At 30.2% G+C, this 25,012-nt stretch carries 21 protein-coding genes; 17 read left to right on the top strand and 4 right to left on the bottom strand.

The window, feature by feature from the left end; genetic code table 11:
* Positions 1-163 precede the first annotated feature (163 nt).
* The 3 genes from KEC93_RS16940 to KEC93_RS16930 all read left to right on the top strand — a co-directional run bounded on the left by KEC93_RS16940 (position 164) and on the right by KEC93_RS16930 (position 2,981).
* Positions 164-1,297 carry a deaminase domain-containing protein gene (locus tag KEC93_RS16940; protein WP_077870074.1) on the top strand — a complete coding sequence of 378 codons (1,134 nt, stop codon included), beginning with the start codon at positions 164-166 and terminating at the stop codon, positions 1,295-1,297.
* A 116-nt stretch (positions 1,298-1,413) separates the two neighbouring features.
* Positions 1,414-2,094 carry a helix-turn-helix domain-containing protein gene (locus KEC93_RS16935; RefSeq protein ID WP_111944672.1) on the top strand — a complete coding sequence of 227 codons (681 nt, stop codon included), beginning with the start codon at positions 1,414-1,416 and terminating at the stop codon, positions 2,092-2,094.
* Positions 2,067-2,981 (top strand): IS3 family transposase, encoded by a 915-nt coding sequence (locus KEC93_RS16930; RefSeq protein ID WP_111944671.1) that lies wholly within the window; start codon positions 2,067-2,069, stop codon positions 2,979-2,981. The genes KEC93_RS16935 and KEC93_RS16930 overlap by 28 nt, the downstream gene beginning before the upstream one ends.
* An 80-nt stretch (positions 2,982-3,061) precedes the next feature.
* Here the strand turns inward: KEC93_RS16930 and KEC93_RS16925 are convergent, their stop codons facing one another.
* Together KEC93_RS16925 and KEC93_RS16920 are read right to left on the bottom strand one after the other, a co-directional pair.
* A complete protein-coding gene (locus tag KEC93_RS16925) occupies positions 3,062-3,346 on the bottom strand; it encodes a hypothetical protein (RefSeq protein ID WP_077869437.1) in 285 nt (94 codons plus the stop codon).
* Between the two features lie 214 nt (positions 3,347-3,560).
* Entirely contained in the window at positions 3,561-4,544 is a 984-nt protein-coding gene (locus KEC93_RS16920) for an SDR family NAD(P)-dependent oxidoreductase (RefSeq protein ID WP_077869436.1), read from the bottom strand.
* Positions 4,545-4,953: 409 nt separating this feature from the next.
* Here KEC93_RS16920 and KEC93_RS16915 point away from each other — a divergent pair, with 409 nt between their 5' ends.
* The 6 genes from KEC93_RS16915 to KEC93_RS16890 all read left to right on the top strand — a co-directional run bounded on the left by KEC93_RS16915 (position 4,954) and on the right by KEC93_RS16890 (position 11,498).
* Positions 4,954-5,358, top strand: a complete 405-nt coding sequence (locus KEC93_RS16915; RefSeq protein ID WP_012059488.1) for a MerR family transcriptional regulator — start codon at positions 4,954-4,956, stop codon at positions 5,356-5,358.
* A 171-nt stretch (positions 5,359-5,529) separates the two neighbouring features.
* Positions 5,530-7,248 carry an ABC transporter ATP-binding protein gene (locus KEC93_RS16910; protein WP_077853891.1) on the top strand — a complete coding sequence of 573 codons (1,719 nt, stop codon included), beginning with the start codon at positions 5,530-5,532 and terminating at the stop codon, positions 7,246-7,248.
* 6 nt (positions 7,249-7,254) lie between these two features.
* A complete protein-coding gene (locus KEC93_RS16905; protein ID WP_077869435.1) occupies positions 7,255-9,105 on the top strand; it encodes an ABC transporter ATP-binding protein in 1,851 nt (616 codons plus the stop codon).
* Between the two features lie 22 nt (positions 9,106-9,127).
* Entirely contained in the window at positions 9,128-9,826 is a 699-nt protein-coding gene (locus tag KEC93_RS16900; protein ID WP_077869434.1) for an MBL fold metallo-hydrolase, read from the top strand.
* Positions 9,827-9,996: 170 nt separating this feature from the next.
* The gene (locus KEC93_RS16895; RefSeq protein ID WP_077869433.1) at positions 9,997-10,740 is read left to right on the top strand and encodes a hypothetical protein; all 744 of its coding nucleotides are present in this window, start codon (positions 9,997-9,999) and stop codon (positions 10,738-10,740) included.
* A gap of 197 nt (positions 10,741-10,937) precedes the next feature.
* Entirely contained in the window at positions 10,938-11,498 is a 561-nt protein-coding gene (locus KEC93_RS16890) for a class I SAM-dependent methyltransferase (protein ID WP_077869432.1), read from the top strand.
* Between the two features lie 169 nt (positions 11,499-11,667).
* On the opposite strand, the gene KEC93_RS16885 is transcribed toward KEC93_RS16890, so the two are convergent.
* Positions 11,668-12,390: a hypothetical protein gene (locus KEC93_RS16885; protein WP_077869431.1), complete on the bottom strand. Its 723-nt coding sequence runs from the start codon at positions 12,388-12,390 to the stop codon at positions 11,668-11,670.
* A 227-nt stretch (positions 12,391-12,617) separates the two neighbouring features.
* On the opposite strand from KEC93_RS16885, the gene KEC93_RS16880 reads away from it, so the two are divergent.
* Entirely contained in the window at positions 12,618-14,405 is a 1,788-nt protein-coding gene (locus tag KEC93_RS16880; protein WP_077869430.1) for a GGDEF domain-containing protein, read from the top strand.
* Between the two features lie 255 nt (positions 14,406-14,660).
* On the opposite strand, the gene KEC93_RS16875 is transcribed toward KEC93_RS16880, so the two are convergent.
* Positions 14,661-15,992 carry a PLL family lectin gene (locus KEC93_RS16875; RefSeq protein WP_077869429.1) on the bottom strand — a complete coding sequence of 444 codons (1,332 nt, stop codon included), beginning with the start codon at positions 15,990-15,992 and terminating at the stop codon, positions 14,661-14,663.
* A gap of 378 nt (positions 15,993-16,370) precedes the next feature.
* Between KEC93_RS16875 and KEC93_RS16870 the strand changes: the two genes are divergently transcribed.
* The 7 genes from KEC93_RS16870 (at position 16,371) to KEC93_RS16840 (ending at position 24,956) form a co-directional block, all read left to right on the top strand.
* Complete coding sequence (locus KEC93_RS16870; protein ID WP_077869428.1) at positions 16,371-16,802, top strand: MarR family winged helix-turn-helix transcriptional regulator; 432 nt, start codon at positions 16,371-16,373, stop codon at positions 16,800-16,802.
* Positions 16,803-17,125: 323 nt separating this feature from the next.
* Positions 17,126-18,859, top strand: coding sequence for an ABC transporter ATP-binding protein (locus KEC93_RS16865; RefSeq protein ID WP_077869427.1), 1,734 nt, complete (start codon positions 17,126-17,128; stop codon positions 18,857-18,859).
* 31 nt (positions 18,860-18,890) lie between these two features.
* Positions 18,891-20,783 (top strand): ABC transporter ATP-binding protein, encoded by a 1,893-nt coding sequence (locus tag KEC93_RS16860; protein WP_111944682.1) that lies wholly within the window; start codon positions 18,891-18,893, stop codon positions 20,781-20,783.
* A gap of 249 nt (positions 20,784-21,032) precedes the next feature.
* Positions 21,033-22,085, top strand: a complete 1,053-nt coding sequence (locus KEC93_RS16855; protein WP_077869425.1) for a galactose ABC transporter substrate-binding protein — start codon at positions 21,033-21,035, stop codon at positions 22,083-22,085.
* Positions 22,086-22,168: 83 nt separating this feature from the next.
* Positions 22,169-22,393, top strand: a complete 225-nt coding sequence (locus KEC93_RS16850) for a hypothetical protein (protein WP_012059475.1) — start codon at positions 22,169-22,171, stop codon at positions 22,391-22,393.
* Between the two features lie 37 nt (positions 22,394-22,430).
* Complete coding sequence (locus KEC93_RS16845) at positions 22,431-22,754, top strand: DUF2085 domain-containing protein (protein WP_077869438.1); 324 nt, start codon at positions 22,431-22,433, stop codon at positions 22,752-22,754.
* A 213-nt stretch (positions 22,755-22,967) separates the two neighbouring features.
* Complete coding sequence (locus KEC93_RS16840; protein WP_077869424.1) at positions 22,968-24,956, top strand: methyl-accepting chemotaxis protein; 1,989 nt, start codon at positions 22,968-22,970, stop codon at positions 24,954-24,956.
* The last annotated feature ends 56 nt before the right edge of the window (positions 24,957-25,012 follow it).

The following is a 25,012-nucleotide window of genomic DNA, read 5'->3' as shown; positions in this document are numbered from 1 at the left end:
TAATGGATAATAAATTAAATAAAATTCTTGCCAACTTTTACTTGACTCAAACCGTATCGGTATTTGATTATAATCATTTTAAAATTTATGATATAATGATTAAATTGTTAAAGAGTTAAAATCAGTAATATATTTAGATAAGCATAAAACATAAGAGGGAAGTATGACTAAAATAAACATAATTTCAAATAAAAGAAAAAAAGAACGAATAAAGATTAATAATTTAAATGATTTTAAAGATGCATTGAAAAAAGAAGGCTATAAAATAAATTACTTTGATGAAGAGAAATTTAAAATAGAAGTTGCCAAGGCTTTTAAAGTAGAGAATAGTCTCATAGAGGAATTATATAAATGTATTGGTAAGGCGCAGGCCACTTACAGAGCAGATGATGTTAGTGATTTAATTAATTACATGAAAAAAATAATACTATTTGAATATGAACATGATAGATTATGGAAAAAAATAAATTCAATAAAAATATTAAATATAAATAGAATTGAATATGAGCGAGATGCAGTATCTAGAGATGATGTTAAAGATATGCTGATTGACATAAAAGAAGTTAAAAAAAGAGTATCCAGAATAGTAAGTGAAAAAGAAAAAGAGAAATTAGAAATTTTGGAAAAAGAATTAGATAATGATTATTTATATTCAAAGGATATTGAGCTTTTGAAGAAAATGCTTCTTATTAAAGAAGAAAGAGTAAAAGAAAGTTATAATGTTAATACTAAAGTTAAAACAATATCTATAGAAATTCCAAAGCAAATAGATTATCACTATATAACGCCACAAAAAGGCACTGTTGAATATCATCAACATCTAAGTAATAATATACCGAGAATGCAGCGATTAATAAAGAATATTAATAAGTATATGAAAGCCGATGAAGAAGAAAGATCAGTATTTAAAATAAATCAAAGTAAAACATTACAGGATTCTATAAATATTGCAGTGGCAGTATATGATAATAAAGAATTTAAGGCGATAAGCGGAAGTAATAATATAAAGGATTATTGTCATGCACCAACGAAAGATGAATCATTTTTTAAAAGTAATAAAGTTAACAAATTGGGTGAGTTTGGAATTGGATATGACAGAATCAATGATAGTGAAAAAAAGATAATTGAAGAAATACATAAACAGATAGAAGCAAAAGTATTGAAAGATGAGGGAAACTTAACTTTATATAGCAAATGGGAGCCTTGTCCAAGTTGCTGCTTTGTAATTAGCCAGTTTTGCAAAAAGCATCCTAAGATAGAAGTTCAAGTTAAGTACCATAAGAAATATGGTGAATAAAAGACATATATTATTTGAAAAATAAAGATGGAACCAACGACAATACATAAATGATATGCTCCCTTTATAGTAGACAGTTAAAATAATAAAACTGTTTCTATAAAGGGGGTATTTTAATGTCAAGAAAAATGAAATGTTCTCTGGAAGAGAAATTGAAAGGAATTAAAGAATACCTATCAGGAGAAAAAGCAGTTATACAGATATGCGATGAGATGGGAATTCATAGTGCCACATTTTATGACTGGTTGAAAATATATAATGATGTTGGTGAAGCAAATTTAATAGTTTCTACAAAAAACAAATATTATTGCGATTCGCTTAAACTTAATGCAGTTAAAGATTATCTAGCTGGAAAAGGCTCTTTAAGAAATATATGTTGCACATATGAAATTTCATCTCCTCGTGTTCTCAGCGATTGGATTAAGAAGTATAATGGTCATAAAACAATTAAATCTCATAATAAGCAAGGGGATAGAATTATGACTAATGGAAGAAAGACTACTTATGAAGAAAGAATTGAGATTGTTGCATTCTGCATTTCGAATAATGATGATTATCAAGCTACTGCTGATAAATTTAATGTTTCTTATCAACAAGTTTATACCTGGGTAAGAAAATACAAAGCTAATGGATATGAAGAGCTAATAGACCGTCGCGGTAAGCGTAAAGATACTGATGAGATTACTGAGTCTGATAAATTATCCGCACAATTAAAACTTATTGAAGCAGAAAATAGACGTTTAAAGATGGAGATTGATTTCTTAAAAAAATTGAAAGAAGTAGAAAGAAGGCGATAAGCACTAAAAGACTCCAAGAATATAAATATATTTCTATAAAAGAATTACATGAAAAAAATGGCTATCCAATAGCTGATCTATGCAATTTAGCTGGGATTGCACGATCATCTTACTACAAATGGATTAACCGTTCAGAGACTGAATTAGATAAGGAAAATTCAATAATACTAAAAGAGATTGTTAAGCTTTATGAAGATGTAAATGGTATCTATGGATACCGTCGGATAACAATGAATATAAATAGACTCCTGGATAAACAGTATAATCATAAACGAATTTATAGATTAATGAAATCTATTAACATGAGATCAGTTATAAGAAAAAAGAGAAAGCATTATATTCAAAGTACTCCACAAATTACAGCAGAAAACAAATTAAATAGAGAATTTTATGCAAAGAAACCAAATGAAAAATGGTTAACAGATGTTACTGAATTTAAACTACTTAATGGTAAAAAGGCTTACCTTAGCGCAATATTTGATTTAGCTGATAAGAGCATTGTTTCTTATGTTGTTGGTCACTCAAATAACAATCAGCTTGTTTTTGATACATTTGATTTAGCAGTAAGTGCTAATCCGACTGCAAAGCCACTGTTTCATAGTGACAGAGGATTTCAGTATACTAATAGGACTTTCAAAGCTAAACTTGATAAAATCAAAGCAACTCAAAGCATGTCACGTGTCAGCAGATGTATCGACAACGGACCAATGGAAGGTTTTTGGGGAACTCTAAAATGTGAGATGTACTATTTGCAAAAATTTTATACATATGAAGAATTGAGACAAGCAATTGATGAATACATAGTTTTCTATAATACAAAAAGACTACAGAAAAACTTAAAAGGTCTGACTCCAATTGAATATCGAAATCAGACCTTGGTTTCATAATTTTTTGTTTTTTCATCTGTCTACTTGACAGGGGGCAGTTCATAAATATGCTGTCGTTGGTTTTGATTTATATAGATAATTTATATTTCACCTTGATAGTCAAATTCATCATCATCTTTATGTATGTCAGAATCAGAATATCTAACTGATGTAGGAATTCTTTCTGTAGAGTCTGGATTTTTTGTATTAACAGGGCTTACGTCGCTTGAACCATGAGTATATTTTGAACGTGAAGCATGACTGTTAGCGTATCTTACTTTTTCTGAATCAAGGGATTGATCGTCCTCAGATGAATGGATATCAATAATTTTTTCAGTATCATAGACGCTTGGTGTTTGATCATCTAGTGTTTTTCCTTTTTTCATTGAAATCACTCCTAACATAATAATCTAAAAAATTATTTATAATATATTAAAATACTCTAAATAAAAATTTAAATAACTTAAAGATAAGTTATATAGTTATTATTGAGAAAAGTAAACTTATTAATACGTGGAAGATTTAGTTTTATAAATATTTAATGAAGATAAAACTAATTAATTATACTTGATTAAATGCTAAAAATTATATTAAGAAAACTTAAATTATGAATTTAACATTTGTAAGATCTTCACTAAGTATCCACAGTTTTTTTGCTAGATCTTTATCTATAGCCCAAGGACGAACACCATTATCTTTCAAACTGTCATAAGGAACAGCTTCAGCTATATTGCAGTCTTCACAGTAAACTCCACCCATTCCATCTAAAATACTATTTGTAGCACACCAAACAGAGGTTGCTGCACCTTGTTCAATGGTTTTAAATTCATTTGATTTTGTATTAGTGTCATCTTTTCTAGTGTTAGTTTTTAGTTCTTGTACAGTAGTTTTTCCATTAACAGAGAATCTTCCAAGATTTGTAGTTGGAATTAAACCTGGATGAACTGAGAAAGCCCTAACACCATGGGTTTTTCCTAATCTGTCTAATTCAACGGCGAATAATGAATTGGCGGATTTTGATTGAGCATAAGCCTTCCAACTATCATATTCTGTTTTTTGAAAGTTTGGATCATCAAAATTGACTCCGCCAAGACGCTGCGCTCTTGATGAAACTGAAATAACTCTAGCACCTTTAGCATTTTTTAGAGCAGGCCAAAGTCGTGCTGTTAACTGGAAATGACCTAGATGATTTGTCGCAAATTGAGATTCATAACCTCTTTTGTCCCTTATTAGTGGAGGTGCCATTATTCCAGCGCTATTTATTAAAATATGAAGAGATCTTTGAGAATTTATAAACTTTTGTGCGAAACTATCAATAGACATTGGATCCATAAGGTCTAAATGTTCAATTTCTATATTTGGAATATTATCCATAGCTCCTTTTGCTTTTTCTATATCTCTAGCAGGAATTATTACTGTTGCACCAGCTTCAGCTAAAACTTTTTCTGTTTCTATCCCAATTCCAGAATATCCGCCAGTAACAATTGCAATTTTACCTTTCAAGTTTATACCATCTATAACATCTTTTGCAGTTGTAGAAAAATTATATTTTGAATTTATTGGTGTTTGAGTAGTGTTTTTCATATATCTTTCTCCTTAGAAAATAATTTGATTTACAAGATAATAGAAATGAAAGAATAACATTCTTTTCACCAATCTTGTAGTATAAGATGAGTATATTTGTTAGAGTGCAGTGTAAGTCAATAGGAAATTTTTTTATATTTTTTTAGTTATTTTCTAATGTATTGATTTTTAGATATATTAACTTTTATAATAACTAATATGATGAAACTGAAATAAGAGAAAATGATAAATAGAAAAATGAGAGATGATTTTATAGTCTTATAAGTAGAGTTCAGTAATATATTTCATTAAGCATAGAGATTTGCATATATAGATAATATATCTAGATGAAGTAATTTTATAGTGTATGAATTTTGCTAATAGAACTTATAGATTTAAATAATTTTTGAGATATTTGGGAGTGTGACTTATGAAATATTCAATGAAAGAAGTTTCCGAAAAATTTAATATAACACCGTATACATTAAGATATTATGAGCGTGAGGGGTTATTGCCTTTTGTTCAACGCGATAATAATGGCAGAAGAATATACACAGATGTTGATCTGGGATCTATTCAGCTTGTTAACTGCATGAGGGCTACAGGAATGTCAATTGCGTATATAAAAAATTATGTTAGTTTGACTACAAAGGGAAAGGATACGGTGGATGAAAGAAGAAATATTATGCTTGAACAAAAAGAAATACTTAAGGAAGAAATCAAAAAATATAATGATCTTCTAGAACTTGTAAATATGAAACTAGACTACTATGATGAGAAGATTTCTAGAGATGAACTGAAAGAGATCATAACTGAAAGAAATAATAAGAATTAAAAATATGAATTGATATTTGAGAGTCACTTTAAGTAATAATTGATAGGAAATATTATAGCTGTTAGGTAACGCATACAAGCAGCTGGAAATATTTATTGTATTCTGTATGCAAAAATGATGTATAATATGGTATGGGAATTAGCATTTAAACAAAGGAAAGGAATAAAGGATATGAACTTATACAGCAAATATTTTAATAAGTATAAAATTCCATTTGGGATAGCTGTTTTTTGTGTTGCATCTGAAGCAATTTGTGATTTGCTTGGTCCAACACTTATGTCTAACATAATTAATACAGGAATTGAGCAAGGATCACTTTCTAAAGTTTATTACTGGGGAATGCTTATGCTTATAGTAACTGCAATTGGAGCTGTTTTCGCAGTTACAAGAAATATTTTAGCAAGTAAGGTATCTCAAAGAATGGGAGCAGATCTTAGGTATGACTTATTTGAAAAGATTGTTTATTTTTCAGAATTAAGCACAGATAAGATTGAAAGTGGATCTCTAATTACACGTATGACAAATGATACGGCACAGGTTATATTGTTCGTTAATGGAATTATGAGAATTTTTTTAAAGGCTCCGATTACATGCATAGGTAGTATTGTGCTTGCAACACTGCTTAATTTTAGGTTGAGCCTTATTATATATGGTGTTGTTGCGATTGTGTCGATACTTATTATTATTAGTATGAAGTTAAGTTATCCGCGTTTTTATGAATTACAAAAGGCGATGGATAAAGTAAATTCAGTTGTTCAGGAATATCTTATAGGTGTACGCTTAGTCAAGGCCTTTGGAACATATGATAAGGAAAGTAGTAAGTTTGAAAATGCAAATACAAACTTAATGGAAAAAGGAATATCATCTCAAAGTGTTATTACATTTGTGTCACCACTTATAACTCTTACTGTTGGAATTGGAACAATAATTGTAATTTCAGCAGGTAGCAGTCTCTTTTCAGCAAACCTTGCAAATCCAGGAGATATATCAGCGTTTGTAATTTATATGGCACAAATTCTTACCTCATTAATTATGATAACAAATATATTCAATACATTTGTAAGAACCAAGGCTTCTACTGCTCGTATTAAAGAAATAGTTGATTGTGATGGAGATTTTTCTCATGATGGTGAAATGAAAGAATTAAATGGTAATATTGAATTTAGAGATGTTACATTTGCATATCCAAATGGTAGTGGTGTACCTGCTTTAAATAATCTATCATTTTCTATTAGAAGTGGACAAAGTTTAGCTATAATTGGTCCAACAGGCAGCGGGAAATCTACTATTGCATGGCTTCTTTTGCGATTTTATGATGTGAACAAGGGAAAAATTTTAATTGACGGCTACGATGTTAAAGAATTAAATGTTGATTCTGTACGAAATAGCATTGCTATAGTGCCGCAGAAACCAATGCTTTTTTCTGGTTCTGTTGCTGAAAATATTAGATGGGGTAAAAGGGAAGCGAGCAATGTGATGGTTCATGAGGCTTCTGAAAAGGCACAAGCAGGTTTTGTAAATAATATGAAAGATGGATATGAAAGTATGTTAGGGAGTGCTGGAGTTAATCTTTCGGGTGGCCAAAAGCAACGTATTTCTATAGCTCGTGGAATACTTAGGGATTCGTCTGTAATTATATTAGATGATGCAACAAGTGCATTAGATTCAGTAACAGAAGCAAAGGTTAGAGAAAACTTAGGTTCAAAAACAAGTAATCAAACTGTGATTACAATCACTCAACGTTGTGGAACAGCGATGTTTGCAGACAGAATTTTGGTTATGGATAATGGATCTAAGGTTGGATATGGAACTCATGATGAATTAATGCAAAGCTGTGAAGTATATAGAGATATTTATAAAACGCAAATAGAGAGCAGCAAGGAGGTATAGGATATTATGACACAACAATTTCCTAAAACTGAAGTAAAAGTACCTTCTATTAGTGGGAGACGTGTGGGTGGAGGCGGAAATCGCTTTGCACCTACACAAAAAGCTAAAAATGCTAGAGGCACATTAGTGCGTATTATTAAAATATACATGCGTTTTGCTAAGACGATCTTTCTAGCTATGATTTTTACAGCTTTTTCATCAGCAATTTCTGTTGGGATTCCTTATTTTGTAGGAAAGACTTTTGATACATTTAGAATAGCAACAAGAACTGTAGATAAATCGACTCTTATATTATTTTTAACTATAATTGCAGTTTTGTATGGAGTTAATTGTCTTATTTCATGGATCAATGGTGTTATTATGCTTAAAGTTTCACAAAAACTTGTTTTTGTAATACGTGCAGAGTTTTTTGAAAAGATGCAGAGGCTTCCTTTGAAATTTTATGATACACGTTCCCATGGAGATACAATAAGTAGAATCACAAATGATGTAGACAATATTAGCTCTACAATTGCACAAACAACTACACAGTTAATATCAAGTATTTTAACTTTAGTTGGATCTTTTATGGTTATGATAGTGTTAAATGTTCCCCTTACACTAGTTGTTTTATTATGTATACCTCTAGTTATACTTTTAACACGTGTAATTGCAACGCATAGCCGCAAATATTTCTTAGCTCAGCAAAGAAATTTAGGCTCACTTAATGGAGTGATTGAGGAAAACATATTAGGACTAAAGATGGTAAAGGCTTTTAATAAGCAGGAGGATGTTTTAAAGCAATTTGCAGAGATAAATGAAAATCTATATGAAAGCAGTAATAGAGCGCAAATATGGTCTGGATATATGATGCCTCTTATGAATGTTATTAATAACTTTATTTTTGCAGTTGTTGCTATTGTTGGTGGTATGCTATCCATAGGATATGGTGTAGCTGTTGGAACTGTAGTTAGTTTTTTAAGCTATTCAAAACAATTTTCACAGCCATTAAATTCTGTAGCAGGTATGTTTAATACAATTCAATCAGCACTTGCAGGAGCAGAACGTGTTTTTGAAATTTTAGATAATGAAGAAGAAAGTGCAGATCTTAAAGATGCAATTGAGATAAAACAACCAAATGGGAATGTAACCTTTGAAAATGTATGTTTTTCATACGATAAGTCTATACCTATATTAAAGAATGTGAGTTTTAAAGTTAAAGCTGGAGAAACAGTTGCGCTAGTAGGAGAGACTGGAGCAGGAAAAACTACTATTGTGAATCTTCTTACTAGATTTTATGATGCAGACAGCGGAAATATATTTATTGATGATGAGCCGATTACCAATATAAAAAGAAATAGTCTTAGGAAATGCTTCTCGGTTGTGCTTCAAGATACTTGTCTTTTTACGGGAACGATTATGGATAATATCCGTTATTCCAAAAAAGATGCAACAGATGAACAGGTTGTAAATGCTGCTAAAATAGCTCATGCTCATGAATTTATTGATAAGCTTCCTAAAGGTTATCAAACAATGGTTTCTGGAGCTACAGATAACTTAAGTCAAGGGCAGAGGCAGTTAATGTCTATTGCTAGAGCAGTTCTATGTGATAGCCCGATTTTAATTTTGGACGAAGCAACTAGTAGTGTAGATACAAAGACCGAAAAAGATATTCAACATGCATTATTAAGATTAATGAAAAACCGTACTAGCTTTTTAATAGCACACAGATTGTCGACTATTAGAGATGCAGATCGCATTATGGTAATTGGTGGTGGAAAAATATTAGAAAGTGGAAACCACAAAAGTCTTATGAATGAAAAAGGTGAGTATTACAAAATGGTTATTAGTCAAATGGGAAAATTAATTGAGGAGTAAATTTTAATTAGGAGGAAGAAAAATGAAAATTGCAGAAGGATTAGATATACTTGAATTAGGAAGCAAAGAAAGAAGAATGAATGCTACACTAATTTGGGATGATAAAAATGTGATTTTAATAGATACGGGATTACCTGGACAAATAGAAAATATTCGTGAAGAAGTGGAAAAGGCAGGTGTATCCTTTGACAAGATTAATAAAATAATTATTACTCATCACGATTTGGATCATATTGGTAGCTTGTCAAGTATTGTTAAGAATTCTAAAAGTGAAATAGAAGTGTTAGCACATAGTGGAGAAAGGCCTTATATTGAGGGAGATAAAATTGGTATAAAAATTACTCCTGAGCGTTTGAGTTCAATGCCAGATTCTATGAAGGAAACCATAAAGCAGCTTAAAACAAAAGTTAATAGAGTTGTTAAAGATGAAGAGAATATTCCTTATTGTGGAGGGATAGAGGTAATTTATACTCCAGGACATACTCCGGGACATATTTGTCTCTATCTAAGAAAGTATAAGGCATTGGTAACTGGAGACGCAATGAATGTTGTAAATAATGAATTAATTGGTCCTAATCCGGAATATACATTTGATATGAAGCAAGCAATAGAATCTCTTAAGAAGCTTACAAAGTATGATATAGAAACTGTTATCTGTTATCATGGTGGAGTATTTACAAAAAGCTCAAATGAGAGGATTGCAAAATTAATTAATAGTTAAGAAGAATATAAAGATAGTAGCCTTATTATGAAGCTGCTATCTTTTTTATCTTCTATTAAAAAAAATTTCCATTAAATTTATAATTATTAGTGAAGGATATATTAATAATATTTTTTAATTATGAAGATAATATAAAGTAGCAAAATAAATGTAGAAGTTAGAGGCTGATTATGAAAAAAACATTATATGATTATAAAGATAAAATTAAAAAATTACCAGTAAAAGAGAAATACAATAAGAGTGAACTATTGATAAACGATTTTTTAATTGATAAGAAAGAAGAGCTTGAAATATATTATTCGCCTCACAATGAATATATAAATTTAGACGCAAGGGTATTTATTGTTGGTATAACTCCAGGCTTCCAGCAAATGAGTACTGCTATTGCTACTGCAAGAAGAGAGTTAGAGAACTCTGATAATATTAAAGAAATTCAGTATAAATGTAAGAAAGCAGGAAGATTCAGCGGTAGTCTCAGAAAAAATTTAATTGATATGTTAGATAAAATAGAGCTTAATAAGAGTCTAAAAATAGATAATTGCAGCCAATTGTTTGAAGAAAAAGATCATTTATTGCACACATTTTCATTAATACCTTATGCAGTCTTTGTAAAAGGAAAAAACTATTCAGGTCACACTCCAAAACTTATTAGGAGTGAATTTTTGATGAAATATATTTATGAGAATTTTATTTATGAATTAAAAGCATTAAATAATTTAGATAAAATTCTTATAGTACCATTAGGCAGGTCAGTAGAAGAAGTATTATACAAGCTATGTGAAAATAAAATTATAAACGAAAAGCAAATATTAAAAGGCTTTCCACATCCATCTGGGGCTAATGTAAATAGGATAGTTCAACTAGAGGAAAATAAGGAGAAAATGATTAATACAGTAAGAAATAATTTAAATTAAAAAGAACAAAAATCAATATTAAAGCACATTATATATAAAATAAAGTCTAAAAGAGGGTTAAAGTGTATACCTTCTTTCTTTATATTTAAAACAAAATTTAAAGATTCTTAAGATTTTACTAAATAGATTTTAATATTTAAGATTTATACTAATTCTATAATTTAACTAAAAGAGAAGAATTCAAGGAGGCTTTTAATATGAAGCTAGTAAAATTTTTAATTGAATATTTTAAATCACCTAGAACTATAGGGGCTGTAGCACCTAGTTCAGAGAAACTTGCAGAGAAAATGGTAGGAGACATAGATTTTAAAAATTCTGAGGTTATAATTGAGTACGGACCAGGGACAGGAGTTTTTACGGACAAGCTCGTAAAAAGAAAAAAGAAAGAGACATTATTAATGTTATTTGAATATAATGAAGAATTTTGTAGACAATTAGAAGAGAAATATAAAGGAGAAGATGATATTATAATAATAAATGATTCTGCTGAAAATGTTGATAAACATTTAGCAAAATATAATCTTAGCAAAGTAGACTATGTTGTATCAGGGTTGCCTTTTGCTAGTCTTCCTAAAGCTGTTTCAAATAAAATTTTAAGACAAACTAGAAATATATTAAAAAGAAATGGATTATTTATAACATTTCAATATACTCTTTTGAAAAAAGAATTTATTACTGGGTATTTTAAAAAGATAAATATAGAAAGAGTTATCTTTAATTTACCGCCAGCCTATGTTTTGAAATGTATAAATTCTTAGGAGAAAGAGGAGAGTTATTTTGTGTATTCAAGAAGAAATGAAATATCATACAATAATCTCATTTAATCATATAAATACGAATGAAGACTAGCAAATAAACGCTAGTCTTCTTTTTGCTGAAATTTAGAATAAAAACATAATAAAATTTAAAGATAGATTACTGAAAAGTTTAGTCTACATTGATGGAATTAAGAACTTTGAATCTATCATTGCATAAATCTATTCTAACCTTATTGTTTTCAAAAACATTTTTAGAAATCTCTTTTGATATTGCTTTCATAGGTTCTACATAGCTTGTATCACTTTTATAGTCACCTTCTACAACGAGAGATAAAATATAGAGTGTATCTTGCTTATCAATTTTAACATCTACTTTTGAACTAGGAGTAAAGTAGCCTTCTGAATTTAAGTAATCTCCAAGTTTTTTCGCTTGAGATTCTGTTATCTTATTAGTATAAAATAAGTGATTTTCGCCATAATCAAGAGCATTTTTTGGTACGTAAATTGAATATAGAATTGAAGCAGCAGACAATGAAAAAATCAAAAGCCCTATGATTATAGGAAATAAATACGAAGCACTTTTCCCTCCATTTTGAATATGGTCATTATACAGCTTTAACTGTGCGAACATAAGAATTATTCCTAAAGCTATATTAATACTGAAAAATATGATAGAAGTATTAATTGATAATATAGGCAACAGTGCTATAAGTGCTATAAACACTAAGATGCTTGTTAAAAGAAATATCCACTTCTTTTTTTGACTTCCAGATCGACCATAATTCAAAGCACACATGATCCCAGCTGGTAGAAATGAGAAAAACACGGAAAATATAATAAATGATTTCGGATTCCACAGTTTTGTTGTAGGTAATTTATTAACCTTTGTCATGAAGATGCCTCCTTAGAATTGTCTTTACAATAATTATATCATAAGTTTATGGAAGCAAAATATGTTAATTCCAATTTATGTAATAAATTTGGTTTTGACTAGATAAACGTTTTTACATTAACTTAACAAAAATTATAAATACTTTTAATAAGATTATGTTATATTTCAACTATATTTACAAGAGCTACTATAATAGCTAATAAGAAGAAATATGGGGAGATTATAATATGTTAAATTCATTAGTTGATAATTTAAAATATAATGAGGCAGAGGAGTTGGAAAATATATTAAATAGTAAAAATATAACTACAGTTTATCAACCCATTGTTTCACTTTTAGATGGGGAAATCATAGGGTATGAGGCGTTAAGCAGAGGGCCGATAGACTCACCATTGCAAAATCCGGATAAGTTATTTAACGCTGCTCAGGTTTATAATAAAACATGGGAGTTAGAACAATTATGTAGAATAAAAGCCATTAAAAGAGCTACCAATATTGAAAAAAATAAATATCTTTTTATAAATGTGGATCCTCATATTTTTAAAGACGAAAAATTTAAGAAAGGGTTTACTAAGGAATTTCTTGCAGAACATAATATGTCACCTGATTGTATAATATTTGAGATTACCGAAAAGACGTGTATAGAAGATTACAGAGGTTTTAAACAGGCTCTCAGCAATTATGTAGATCAAGGATATAAAATTGCAATTGACGATACTGGTTCAGGATATTCTGGGCTTAAGATGCTTAATGAAACAAAGCCACATTATGTAAAAATTGACATGGATCTAATTAGAGATATAAATGAAGATTCATTTAAACAATCATTAGTAGAATGCTTTGTTAAGCTATCAGAAGCAACAAATATGAAACTTATTGCTGAAGGAATAGAAACAGAAGAAGAATTGAGAACATTAGTAAACTTAGGCGTCTATGCAGGACAAGGTTTCTTACTAAGTCGTCCAGCAGGAACTTTTTTAGATATCCCTAATCATATTAAGGATTTAATTGTAAGGTGTAATAAATTTAAGGATAATGTGTATTATAACTATCAGTCAAGCAGTATAGGCGAAATTGTTAGACATGATAGTCCATTTGGGCCTCAAACTTATTGTGGTGATATTAAAGAATATTTTGATTCTAACGATATTACTGGAGCCTGTATAGTAAATAATGATGTACCATTAGGTCTTATTATGAAACATACGTTAGACTCAGCGCTTGCTACAAAATATGGTGTTGCAATTTTTACAAAACGTCCTGTTTCTTTAGTTATGGATACAAATCCTTTAGTTGTAGATTACAACACACCAGTAACAGAAGTTTCAAGGTTAGCAATGTCTAGGAAAACACAAAATATATATGATTATATTATCGTGACTAACAATAATAAATACTGTGGAATGGTTACAATAAGATCTTTGTTAAATTATACTACAATGCTAGAATGTAACTACGCGAGACAACTTAATCCCCTTACTGAGCTACCAGGTAATACCGCTATACAAAATAATATAATGAATATAATTAAAACAAAACGTAAATGTTGTATTCTTTATCTAGATCTAGATAATTTTAAAATTTATAATGACACGTACGGATTTGAAAATGGGGATAGGATTCTTAAATATACAGCTCAATTAATACAAGCTGAAATAAAATCACTTTTCCCTTATAATGGATTTATTGGACATATAGGAGGAGATGATTTTGTAAGTATTTTAGAAAATCCAATTGAAGAATGTGAAGAAGTGTGTGAAAAAATTATAAAGAAGTTTAATGATGGGATTTTAAATTTTTTTAATGAAAAAGACAGAAGTAATAGATATGTTACGGCCACAGATAGATATGGAAAAAATGGTATATTTCCACTTACTTCGCTTTCAATTGCAGGAATTTATGGTGAACTTAATGATTATTCAAATTCAGAAGAAGTAGGGGTAGCTGTAGCTGCAATAAAAAAAGAAGTTAAATGTATTCTTGGAAGTTGCTATTTAATAAAACCGGTTAATTGAATGTATTGTTGATTTTAATAAGAATATAATTGGTTGTTTTTATTTATTATTAATACAACCTTATTTCCATAGATTTTCATTAAGCGGAAGAACAATACACAGATGCAGAAAGTTAGTTGTGAATTTATGAGTTTATAAAAAATCTATATACATTGCTTAACTTGTAAAGTTTATAGCAATAAAAAATGCTTAGTACAGAAAAAACTAAGCATTTTTTGTTCTTTTAGAAAATTATAATTCAATAATTTATACTAGCTAATCTCTCCAAATATGCAATAAAGAATTTCGTGGACCTTTTGCAAATACGTCGGTTCTGTTAGAGCCCCAAGAAACAGCCGCAGGATCTAAAGTGAAGGAACCACCGATTGTTTGCCAATCGCTCCAGCGCGAACCGTTCCATGTCTTTGTAATTAATTGGTTACTTTGATTTCGTGCAAATACCTCTAGCCTATTAGAAGCTCGAGAAGATACAGCAGGGGCAGATGCTAAATTTCCACCAAGATCTTCAAAGTCATTCCAACGAGAACCATCCCACCATTTATGATATAGACGATTTCCCTGACCACGAACAAATACATCAATTCTATTATTTCCCCAAGAAACAGCTGCTGGGCCAGAAGTTAGAACGCCACCAAGGTTTTCAAAGTCGCTCCAGCGAGAGCCATCCCACCATTTGTGATAAAGAGCATTATCTGTTCCACGGACAAATGTATCTATTCTATTTGCGGCCCAGGAAGAAGCAGCAGGTGCAGATGTTAAGACTCCACCGAGATTTTCAAAATCACTCCAACGAGAGCCATCCCACCACTTATGGTACATTGCGTTATTTGAACCTTTACCAAATACATCGATCCTATTATTTCCCCAAGAAACAGCTGCTGGACCAGAAGTTAGGACACCACCAAGGTTTTCGAAATCATTCCAGCGAGAGCCGTCCCACCATTTGTGGTAAAGAGCATTATCAGATCCAGTTACAAATACATCAAGCCTGTTTGCAGACCAAGAAGAAACTCCAGGAGAATATTTTAAAACTCCGCCAAGATCTTCCCATTTACTCCAACCACTACTAGGCGATGGAGTAGGATTTGGACCAGGAGCTGGTGAAGGTTTAATGTTTCTAAGAGTAAATTCAATTATAGATCTAAAAGTGAGATTAATAACGTTGTTAGGAACACCTAGAGAACGAAGAGAAAGAAAAATTGAATTATTTCTTCTTCTAAAGTCATTAAAAATTCTATTTACACTTTGATTTATATTTCCCGGATATGTTTGAGCATTATCTAAAGTGAAAGCAATAGCGGTTCTAAAATAGTTATCGCCAACTCCTTGGAATAGTGAGAAAAGTTGAGGCATTTGATTACGCATTAATCTTAATATTCTATTAACTTCTTGGTCAGAAGCTCTATAAGAATCTGAGTGAATTTCTTTAGTCAATAAGTTTGAATCTTGAAATTCATAAGAATCTTCGTATCTATCAAATCTTGACATTTGATCATTATCGCCGAAATTTTTCATTTGTTCATCAAAAAATGGACAAATATTTTTCTGCATACAATACGGACAGTAAAAAAAATCATCATTATACATTGAGAATCTCCTCGTATTTTTGCTATGGCAGTAAAGCCTGTCTCATTCATTTTATGATTGCGGTTTAGGTATGTTACAGAGATAGTAAATTTAATATACATATGCAGCAATTGAGTTTCTATATTCAAAAAAATAATAGATTTAAAGCAGGAGTATAAATACAGTAATGAAAGGCTTCAAGTTGTTATTGGAGATTTTGATTCATCAAATAAAAATAGAAAATATCATATAAAGAATTGATAATAAATAGAAGGAAACTAATTTCTAAGAGTTGAAAAATATTATTTTTAAAATAAAATTATATTACCTTGACAAACTTAAAAAATAAAATTAAGATAATATATGTTAGAAATCTAACAAATTGATGGGAGCATAAGTATGGATAAAGAGGTACACATTGGGAAAAAATTGAGTATGTTATCTAGGAGATTGCATAGAAGAATAGATAAGGAAGCTTCAGAATATGGTGTGACTGGAGTTCAAGCTAGGATTCTTGGCTTCATATATCATAAATCAGATAAAAAAGACATTTTTCAGAAAGACATAGAAGAGGAACTTGATATTAGACGTTCTTCAGTTACGAGCGTACTCCAATTAATGGAGAAGAACGGGCATATTAAGAGAATAAGTGTATCAGAAGATGCACGTCTTAAAAAAATAGTATTAACAGAAAAGGGCTTGGAAATTCAAAGAAATGTATATGAGTTTATCCTTAGAGTTGAAAAATCATTAAGAGATGAGTTAAATGAGGATGAATTCAATATATTAGTTTCTTTAATTGATAGATTAGCTAAGAAAATTGCAGATTAAAGCACATTCAAAAAATAACAAGTACATTTGCCAGCCTATTTTCCACCATAAAGGAAGCTCGACTCGCATACGCTCACTGAGTAAGCGATTCACACAAAATCATAGATTTTGGTTCTCTGCTCATCGGCAAATTGACCTAATAGGCCCGCTATGAGGGAAATTTGCCTCCTTGCCTGATGAAAAATATCCACACATTAGAAAGGAGTAGCTATGCTGCATGTCGGAACTTCTATTGGCAACTTTGGACTTGTTATTTATTTTCATGTGCTATGCAATTTTTTTTGAGCTATTAGTTAGAAACCTAACAAAGAAGGAGGAAAATTATGATAAAAAAATTAGCAGGTTTTGTAGCAGAATTTAAAAGAGATAGTATTCTAACTCCTCTATATGTAGCATTAGAAGTAGTTATGGAAACAATTATTCCGCTTTTAATGGCATGGATTATTGACAATGGAGTAGGAAAAGGTAATGTGAAATATGTAAGTATTGTTGGTGGGGCAATGATAATAACATCATTTTTATCTCTTACTTTTGGAGTCTTGGGTGGTGTACATGCAGCTAAAGCTTCATCAGGGTTTGCTAGAAATTTAAGAAAGGGAATGTATTATAATATACAAAATTTTTCTTTCTCCAATATAGATAAATATTCTACAGCTGGACTTATAACAAGACTGACTACAGATGTAATAAATGTTCAAAATGCATTCCAAATGATAATAAGAATGGCTGTAAGGGCGCCATTTATGCTTATATCCGCTACAACAATGTGTTTTTATATTAATGCAAAATTATCTATGATATTTATAGGTGCTATAGTTTTTCTTGGAGTTATATTATATTTCATTATGACTACAGTACACCCATATTTTGTTGAGGTTTTTAAAAAGTATGATGATTTAAATGCCAGTGTACAAGAAAATTTAACTGGAATTAGAGCAGTAAAGGCTTATGTAAGAGAAGAGCATGAAACAAGCAAGTTTTATAAAGCTTCTAAAACTTTATACAAATATTTTATAAGAGCTGAAAAACTAATCATAGTTAATGCTCCAGCAATGCAATTTACAGTTTATACATGTATTTTGCTTTTATCTTGGCTTGGTGCAAAAATGATTGTTTCAAATACTATGTCAACTGGAGAATTGATGAGTTTATTTACTTATACTCTTAATATATTAATGAGTTTAATGTTCCTTTCGATGGTATTTGTAATGGTAATTATGTCTAAATCATCAGCTGAAAGAATTACAGAAGTTTTAAATGAAAAAAGTGATTTGGCAAATGATGAAAATCCAGTTTATGAAGTAAAAGATGGATCTATAACTTTTAATAATGTTGGATTTTCCTATAACAAAAATAAGGACAACCTTGTTTTAGAAAATATCAATTTGAAAATTAATTCTGGTGAGACTATTGGAATTATAGGAGGAACAGGAAGTTCAAAAACTACTCTTGTTCAGCTTATTCCAAGATTGTATGATGCTACAAATGGTAGTGTTGAGGTCGGAGGAGTTGATGTTCGAAAATATGATATAGAAACACTTAGAGATGAGGTTTCTATGGTATTACAAAAGAATGTTTTATTTTCTGGAACAATAAAAGAGAATTTAAGATGGGGAAATAAAGATGCCTCTGATGAAGAGTTAATAGATGCATGTAAGCAAGCACAAGCAGATGAATTTATAGAAAGTCTTCCAAATAAGTATGACACTTTTATAGAACAAGGCGGAACAAATGTATCTGGAGGACAAAAGCAAAGATTATGTATTGCAAGAGCGCTACTTAAAAAACCTAAAATATTAATTTTAGATGATTCAACAAGTGCTGTAGATACTAAAACTGATGCTTTGATCAGGAAAGCATTTAAAGAAACAATACCAAATACTACAAAGATTATTATTGCTCAGCGTATTTCTTCAGTTCAAGATGCAGATAAAATTATTGTATTAAATGATGGGAAAATAGATGGATTTGGAACTCATGAAGAATTACTAAAATCAAATGAAATATATAGTGAAGTTTACGAATCTCAAATGAAAGGGGCGAGCGACAATGAGTAAAGATAATGCTAGCAATAGACCTCCTAGAATGATGGGACGTGGCGGACGTGCTCCAGTAAAAGCCGATAAAAATTCTTTGAAGATACTAAAAAGATTATTAGCGTATATACTTAAGGAATATAAGTTTTTATTTTTCATGGTACTAGTAACTATTATTATAAGTTCTCTTGCTAATGTTATTGGAACGTTATTTTTAAGAAACTTAATCGATGATTATATAACACCACTTTTAAATAAATCAGGAGCAGATTTTGGTCCGCTTCTTAAAATGATAATTACTATGGCAGTAATTTATTATGTTGGGGTTATATCAACTTATATATATAGTCGTATAATGATTGTAATCTCACAAGGATCTCTAAAAAGAATAAGAGATGATATGTTTGCTCATATGGAGAGTTTGCCAATAAAGTTCTTCGATACACATGCTCATGGAGATTTGATGAGTTTATATACAAATGATACAGATGCTTTAAGACAAATGATAAGCCAAGGAATACCACAATTATTATCAGCTATCATAACTGTTGTTAGTATATTTGCTTCAATGATATATTTAAGTATTCCTTTAACAGGCGTTGAAATTATAATTATACTATTGATGTTTAGAGTTACTAAAGTTATTGGTGCAAAGAGTGGAAAATATTTTGGTCTTCAACAAAAAGATATAGGTGCAGTAAATGGATATATAGAAGAAATGATGGAAGGGCAAAAGGTTGTAAAAGTCTTTTGCCATGAAGAAGAAGCAAAAGCTAACTTTGATAGATTAAATGATATGCTCTTCAATAGTGCAAATAATGCAAATAAATATGCTAATGTCTTAATGCCTATTATGGGCAACATTGGATATATAAATTATGTAGCTGTTGCTATCTTTGGATCAGTTTTAGCTATTAGTGCATTTGGTGGATTTACGCTTGGTGGACTTGCAGCTTTCTTGCAGTTAACAAGAAATTTCAGTCAAACAATTAATCAAATGGCTCAACAATTCAATTTTGTTATTATGGCACTTGCAGGGGCAGAACGTATATTCAAGCTTCTTGATGAAAAGAAAGAAACAGATGAAGGTTATGTTACTTTGGTAAATGCTAAGGAAAATGAAAATGGGGAATTAGAGGAGTGCAAAGAGCGTACTGGAATTTGGGCATGGAAACATCCTCACGAAGATGGAACTATTACATATACAAAGCTTCTCGGCGAAGTAGTATTTGATGATGTGGACTTTGGATATAATGATGAAAAGATAATTTTGCATAATATAAAGCTATATGCTAAACAAGGACAAAAAATAGCCTTTGTAGGTGCTACAGGAGCAGGTAAAACTACTATTACTAATTTAATAAACCGCTTCTATGATATTCAAGATGGAAAGATAAGATATGATGGTATTAATATCAACAAAATTAAAAAGGATGACTTAAGAAGATCTCTTGGAATAGTGCTTCAAGATGCACATCTTTTCACTGGAACGGTAGCAGATAATATTAGATATGGTAAATTAGATGCTACAGATGAAGAAGTAGTTGCAGCAGCAAAACTTGCAAATGCAGATACGTTTATAAGACACCTTCCAAATGGTTATGATACAATTCTTACAGGAGATGGAGGCAGCCTTTCACAAGGTCAAAGGCAGCTACTAACAATTGCTAGAGCAGCAATAGCTGATCCACCAGTTTTAATCTTGGATGAAGCAACTTCAAGCATAGATACAAGAACAGAAAGAATTGTTCAAGAAGGAATGGATAAGCTTATGAAAGGAAGAACAGTTTTTGTAATTGCTCATAGACTTTCAACAATTAAAAACTCTGATGTAATTATGGTATTAGACCAAGGTAGAATTATTGAAAGAGGAAATCATGATGATCTAATAAAAGAAAAAGGTAAGTATTATCAATTATATACAGGAGCTTTTGAATTATCATAAAGCTGAAATTTAATGACCACAAAATTGTGGTCATTAAATTTTTTCTTTAGAAAATTATAATTCAGTAAAATATATTCACGGGGTACTCCATGATGGCATAATTTTTTGAAGAGATAAATTAACTCGGTTTAATATTTTAAAAGAATACAAAATAAATCATATTAGCATAAGTAAGAATATTTTCTATGCAGAATAAAACTCTTATTAAAAGACAATCTATGATTATAACCAATATAGGAGGGTCTTGAAATGAGTGTATTTAAAAAGGTAAGCATATTTACTACAATTTCTTTTTTGATAATTACTATGCTAGTGGGCAGTATTCCGAAGAGTTTATCAACTAATTTAAATGATACTTCAATAATTCCAGTAAAAGTAGCTGTGTTTCAATCTAGAGAAGATGATCAATATAATATTGAGGTTAGAAAGAACTTAGAGGAGATTCAGGAAGAAAATAAGGGTAAGGTTGAGTTCACTTTTTTTGATGGAAAAGGGAATCAGGTTATACAAAATGAAAGTATTTACGAAGCTATTGATGATCAGTTTAACTTGTTTGTAATAAATCTGGTTGATACAAAGGTAGATACTATAAGTGATGTAATTAATAAAATTGAAAAAAATAATATACCATTAATTTTAGATGGAACACCTAATAAAGATATATTAAATTTTATTACTCCTTACAAGAGTATTGTTTTTCTTGGAACTGATACAGAGCAATCTGGAGTTCTAGAAGGTAAGATAATTGTTGATTCATGGAATGCCAATAAGGGAGCTATAGATAAAAATAAAGATAATATACTTCAATATATTATGCTTCAGGGAAAAATAGATCATCCTGGTACTATTGATAGAACGAAGTATTCTATTTCAACAATTAACGATACGGGAATAAAAACCCAGGAACTTGCAGCACAAAGTTGTAATTGGGATGAAGAATGTGCTAGAGCGAGCATTGACTCATTATTTTTAAGATATGGCAATAATGTTGAAGCAATTATCGCAAATAATGATGCTATGGCTATAGGAGCTGTTAAAGCGCTTCAGAAATATGGGTATAATAAAGGTGATAAAAATAAAAATGTTTTGGTAGTTGGAATTGATGCTATTCCAGAAGCTATAGAATTAGTAGATAAAGGATTTATGACCGGGACAGTTATTCAAGATGCAAGTGCAGAAGCTCAAGCAATATATTCTGTAGGCATGAACTTAGTTAAGGGAAAAGATCCTCTCGAAGGTACAAAATACAAATTTGATGATAATAGAATCTTACGTATGCCTTACCGTGAATATGTAAAATGAATTAGAATTTGGAGAATTATTGCAATGTAATATTTCTCAGTAGTATAATTATGGTAGTTTTATTGTTGCGGGGGATACAGAGAATGAATAATATAAATGTTGGATGTCCTAGATGTGGGAGTTTAAATGTCAAAGTAGTAAGTGATATTACTGAAACTACGAAAGGCTTTGGTGCGGGAAAAGGCTGCTTAGGATATATATGTTTAGGTCCAATTGGATTGCTATGTGGAATGCTCGGTATGGGAAAAACTAAAACTAAGACAAATACTTATAGGGTGTGTGCAGATTGTGGCGCAAGATTTAAATAATATAACGGATAAGAAAACAAAGTTCTGGATACTTCTTATGAAAGCTGGTGCACTTAGTGGTTGTCATCAAATGTATGAAAGGAGTTTCAGTTTTAGGGGATTTCAATTTCCAGTGTGTGCAAGGTGCACTGGAATTTATTTGGGTTATATAATTGCAGTGATTTTGTTTGTAGTCAAAGTAAAGATTAGTTTAAAGATATGTGGAGTATTGATTTTAATTATGATTTGTGATGGTTTACTACAATTATTTAAAATTAAGAAATCAACTAATATTAGAAGGCTATTTACGGGAGCTTCATTTGGAATTGGATTAGTTTTCTTATTAATGCATGCAATTAAAACATTATGTGAGAAATTATAAATATATAAAAATTATTTAACTAAGAATTGCAGATGAAGATACTTTCATCTGTAAATTTTTTTGTGAAAATTCATTTTAAATAGATGATTTTGAAAAAATAAAGGGAAAATACAGAATAATGTATAAAAAAAGTATACTTAGAGGAAGAAAAATTGTATTATAGATAGAGTAATAATGCTAGTATAATCTATACTGCCTAAAAGGGGGATACTTATGAAAAAAGGGGAAACTAAGTATAAGGTTTCAATTAAAACAAAATTGCTTGGAATTATTATTCCAATGCTAGTAATAGTAATTTCATTGCTTATTTTTATTTCCTACAATAAGTCTAAAAATATAATAAGCAACTCAGCTAATGATTTGTTAGAAACTTCAAGTAAGAAGCAGGTTGATCAAATTGAATCATTGTTAAATGAAAACTTGTCATCATTTAGCACTTTAAAAGATTCACTAGAAGTTGCGAATTTAAATGAAAAACAACTAAAAGACTTACTAAATAAATATTATGGATACAGTGACAATTGTAAGGAAGGATTTTACATTGGTGACGAGAGTGGAAAGCTATTTAAAGCAGAAAAATCTAATAAATCAGATAAAGATGTACTTGATTCAGTGTGGTATAAAGAGGGACTTACTCGCGTTAATATGGCATTTGGATCACCATATAAGAATGAATTTGGTAAGAATGTTGTTAGTGCTTCGGCAATATTAAATGATAAATCAGGAATAATAAAGATTTTTTCTGTAGATCTTTCATTGGATAAAGTATCGATAATTGTAAATTCAATGATTGATATGCATGATGCAGAAGCTCTCTTGATAGACAGCAATGATAAAACAATAGTAGCTAATAGAGATAGTTCATTAATTTCCACTAAACTTGATTCTAGCAATGATAAATTTTTTACAGATGTTGCAGGAAAAATTGAAAATAAAGATTACAATTCATGCGAGTTAGATGATAACAGGGTTGTTTTTAAAGAAGTAGAGGGAACCAATTGGATTCTTGTATCATATGTACCGACAAAATCTATTTTATCAGAACTTATAAAGCTTCGTACTTTTATGATTTTAATAGGCATTATATCTATTATTATTTTAGCTGTTTTAGTGGAAAGAGTTGTACAAGTAGTTATAAAACCTATTAGAAAACTTACAGACACAATTGTATCTATGACTAATGGAGATTTTACAGTTGATGTGGAAATAAGGGGTAATGATGAAATTTCAGTTATGCTGAAAAGTGTAAAAGAGTTTATAACAGTAATGAGAAATATGATAAATAATATTAGTATAGTATCAAATAAGATGAGTGAACAATCTGAAGGCGGTATAAGAATCTCTACAGAGTTATATGATTCATCTAAACTTCAATCTGAGTCTATGCAGAATTTAAACCTCACAGTAGATCAGTTATCAAGTTCGGTAGGAGAAATAGCTGAAAATACAACAACTTTAGCTAATGTCGTTTCTAATACTAGAGATGATGGTAATAATGTGAATGATAAAATGAAGGAAACTATTAATATCTCAGAAAAAGGTATGAGAGATATGGAAAAAGTAAGCGCAGCTATGGAAAATATAAGGACTTCAATAGGATCACTTGAACAAGCTATAAATAATGTTGGAAAATCTTCAAGTGAAATAACTAATATTATAAATGTTATTGGAAGTATTGCAGAACAAACTAATCTTTTATCACTTAATGCATCAATAGAGGCGGCTAGGGCTGGAGAAGCAGGAAAAGGCTTTGCTGTTGTAGCAAGTGAAATAGGCAAATTAGCTAATACAAGTTCTGAATCTGTTAAAAATATTTCATCTATTGTAAATGAAATTAACAAACTTGTTTCAGATACTGTAAAGCAATCACATGATAGTGCAGAATATATCAATGAAAGTAGTTATTTAATAAGTGGAACAGCTGATACATTTGATAATATTTTCAATAAAATTAATTCAGCAAATGATCTAATTCAAGAAATGATTGAAAAAGTTGGACATTTAGATGATGTTGCAACAACTGTAGCAGCCATAGCAGAGGAACAAGCAGCAAGTTCGGAGGAAATTTTAGCAACGTCAGAAGTAATGGTTGATCAGTCAAATAATATTACTAAAAATAGTGAAAAAGTAGCTAATGATGCAGAAACTTTAGCAAATACATCTGATGAACTTAGCAAACAGATTAAAATGTTTAAAATATAGGGATATTTTTTATTCTCTAGGAATTTGCATTAGAGTAAAATCTGTGGGTATTGTGA

This window comes from Clostridium beijerinckii (assembly GCF_018223745.1).
GTDB classification, from domain to species: Bacteria; Bacillota; Clostridia; order Clostridiales; family Clostridiaceae; genus Clostridium; species Clostridium beijerinckii.
The sequence above is the reverse complement of the archived record's forward strand: the minus strand, read 5'-3'. Positions and strand labels throughout refer to the sequence as shown.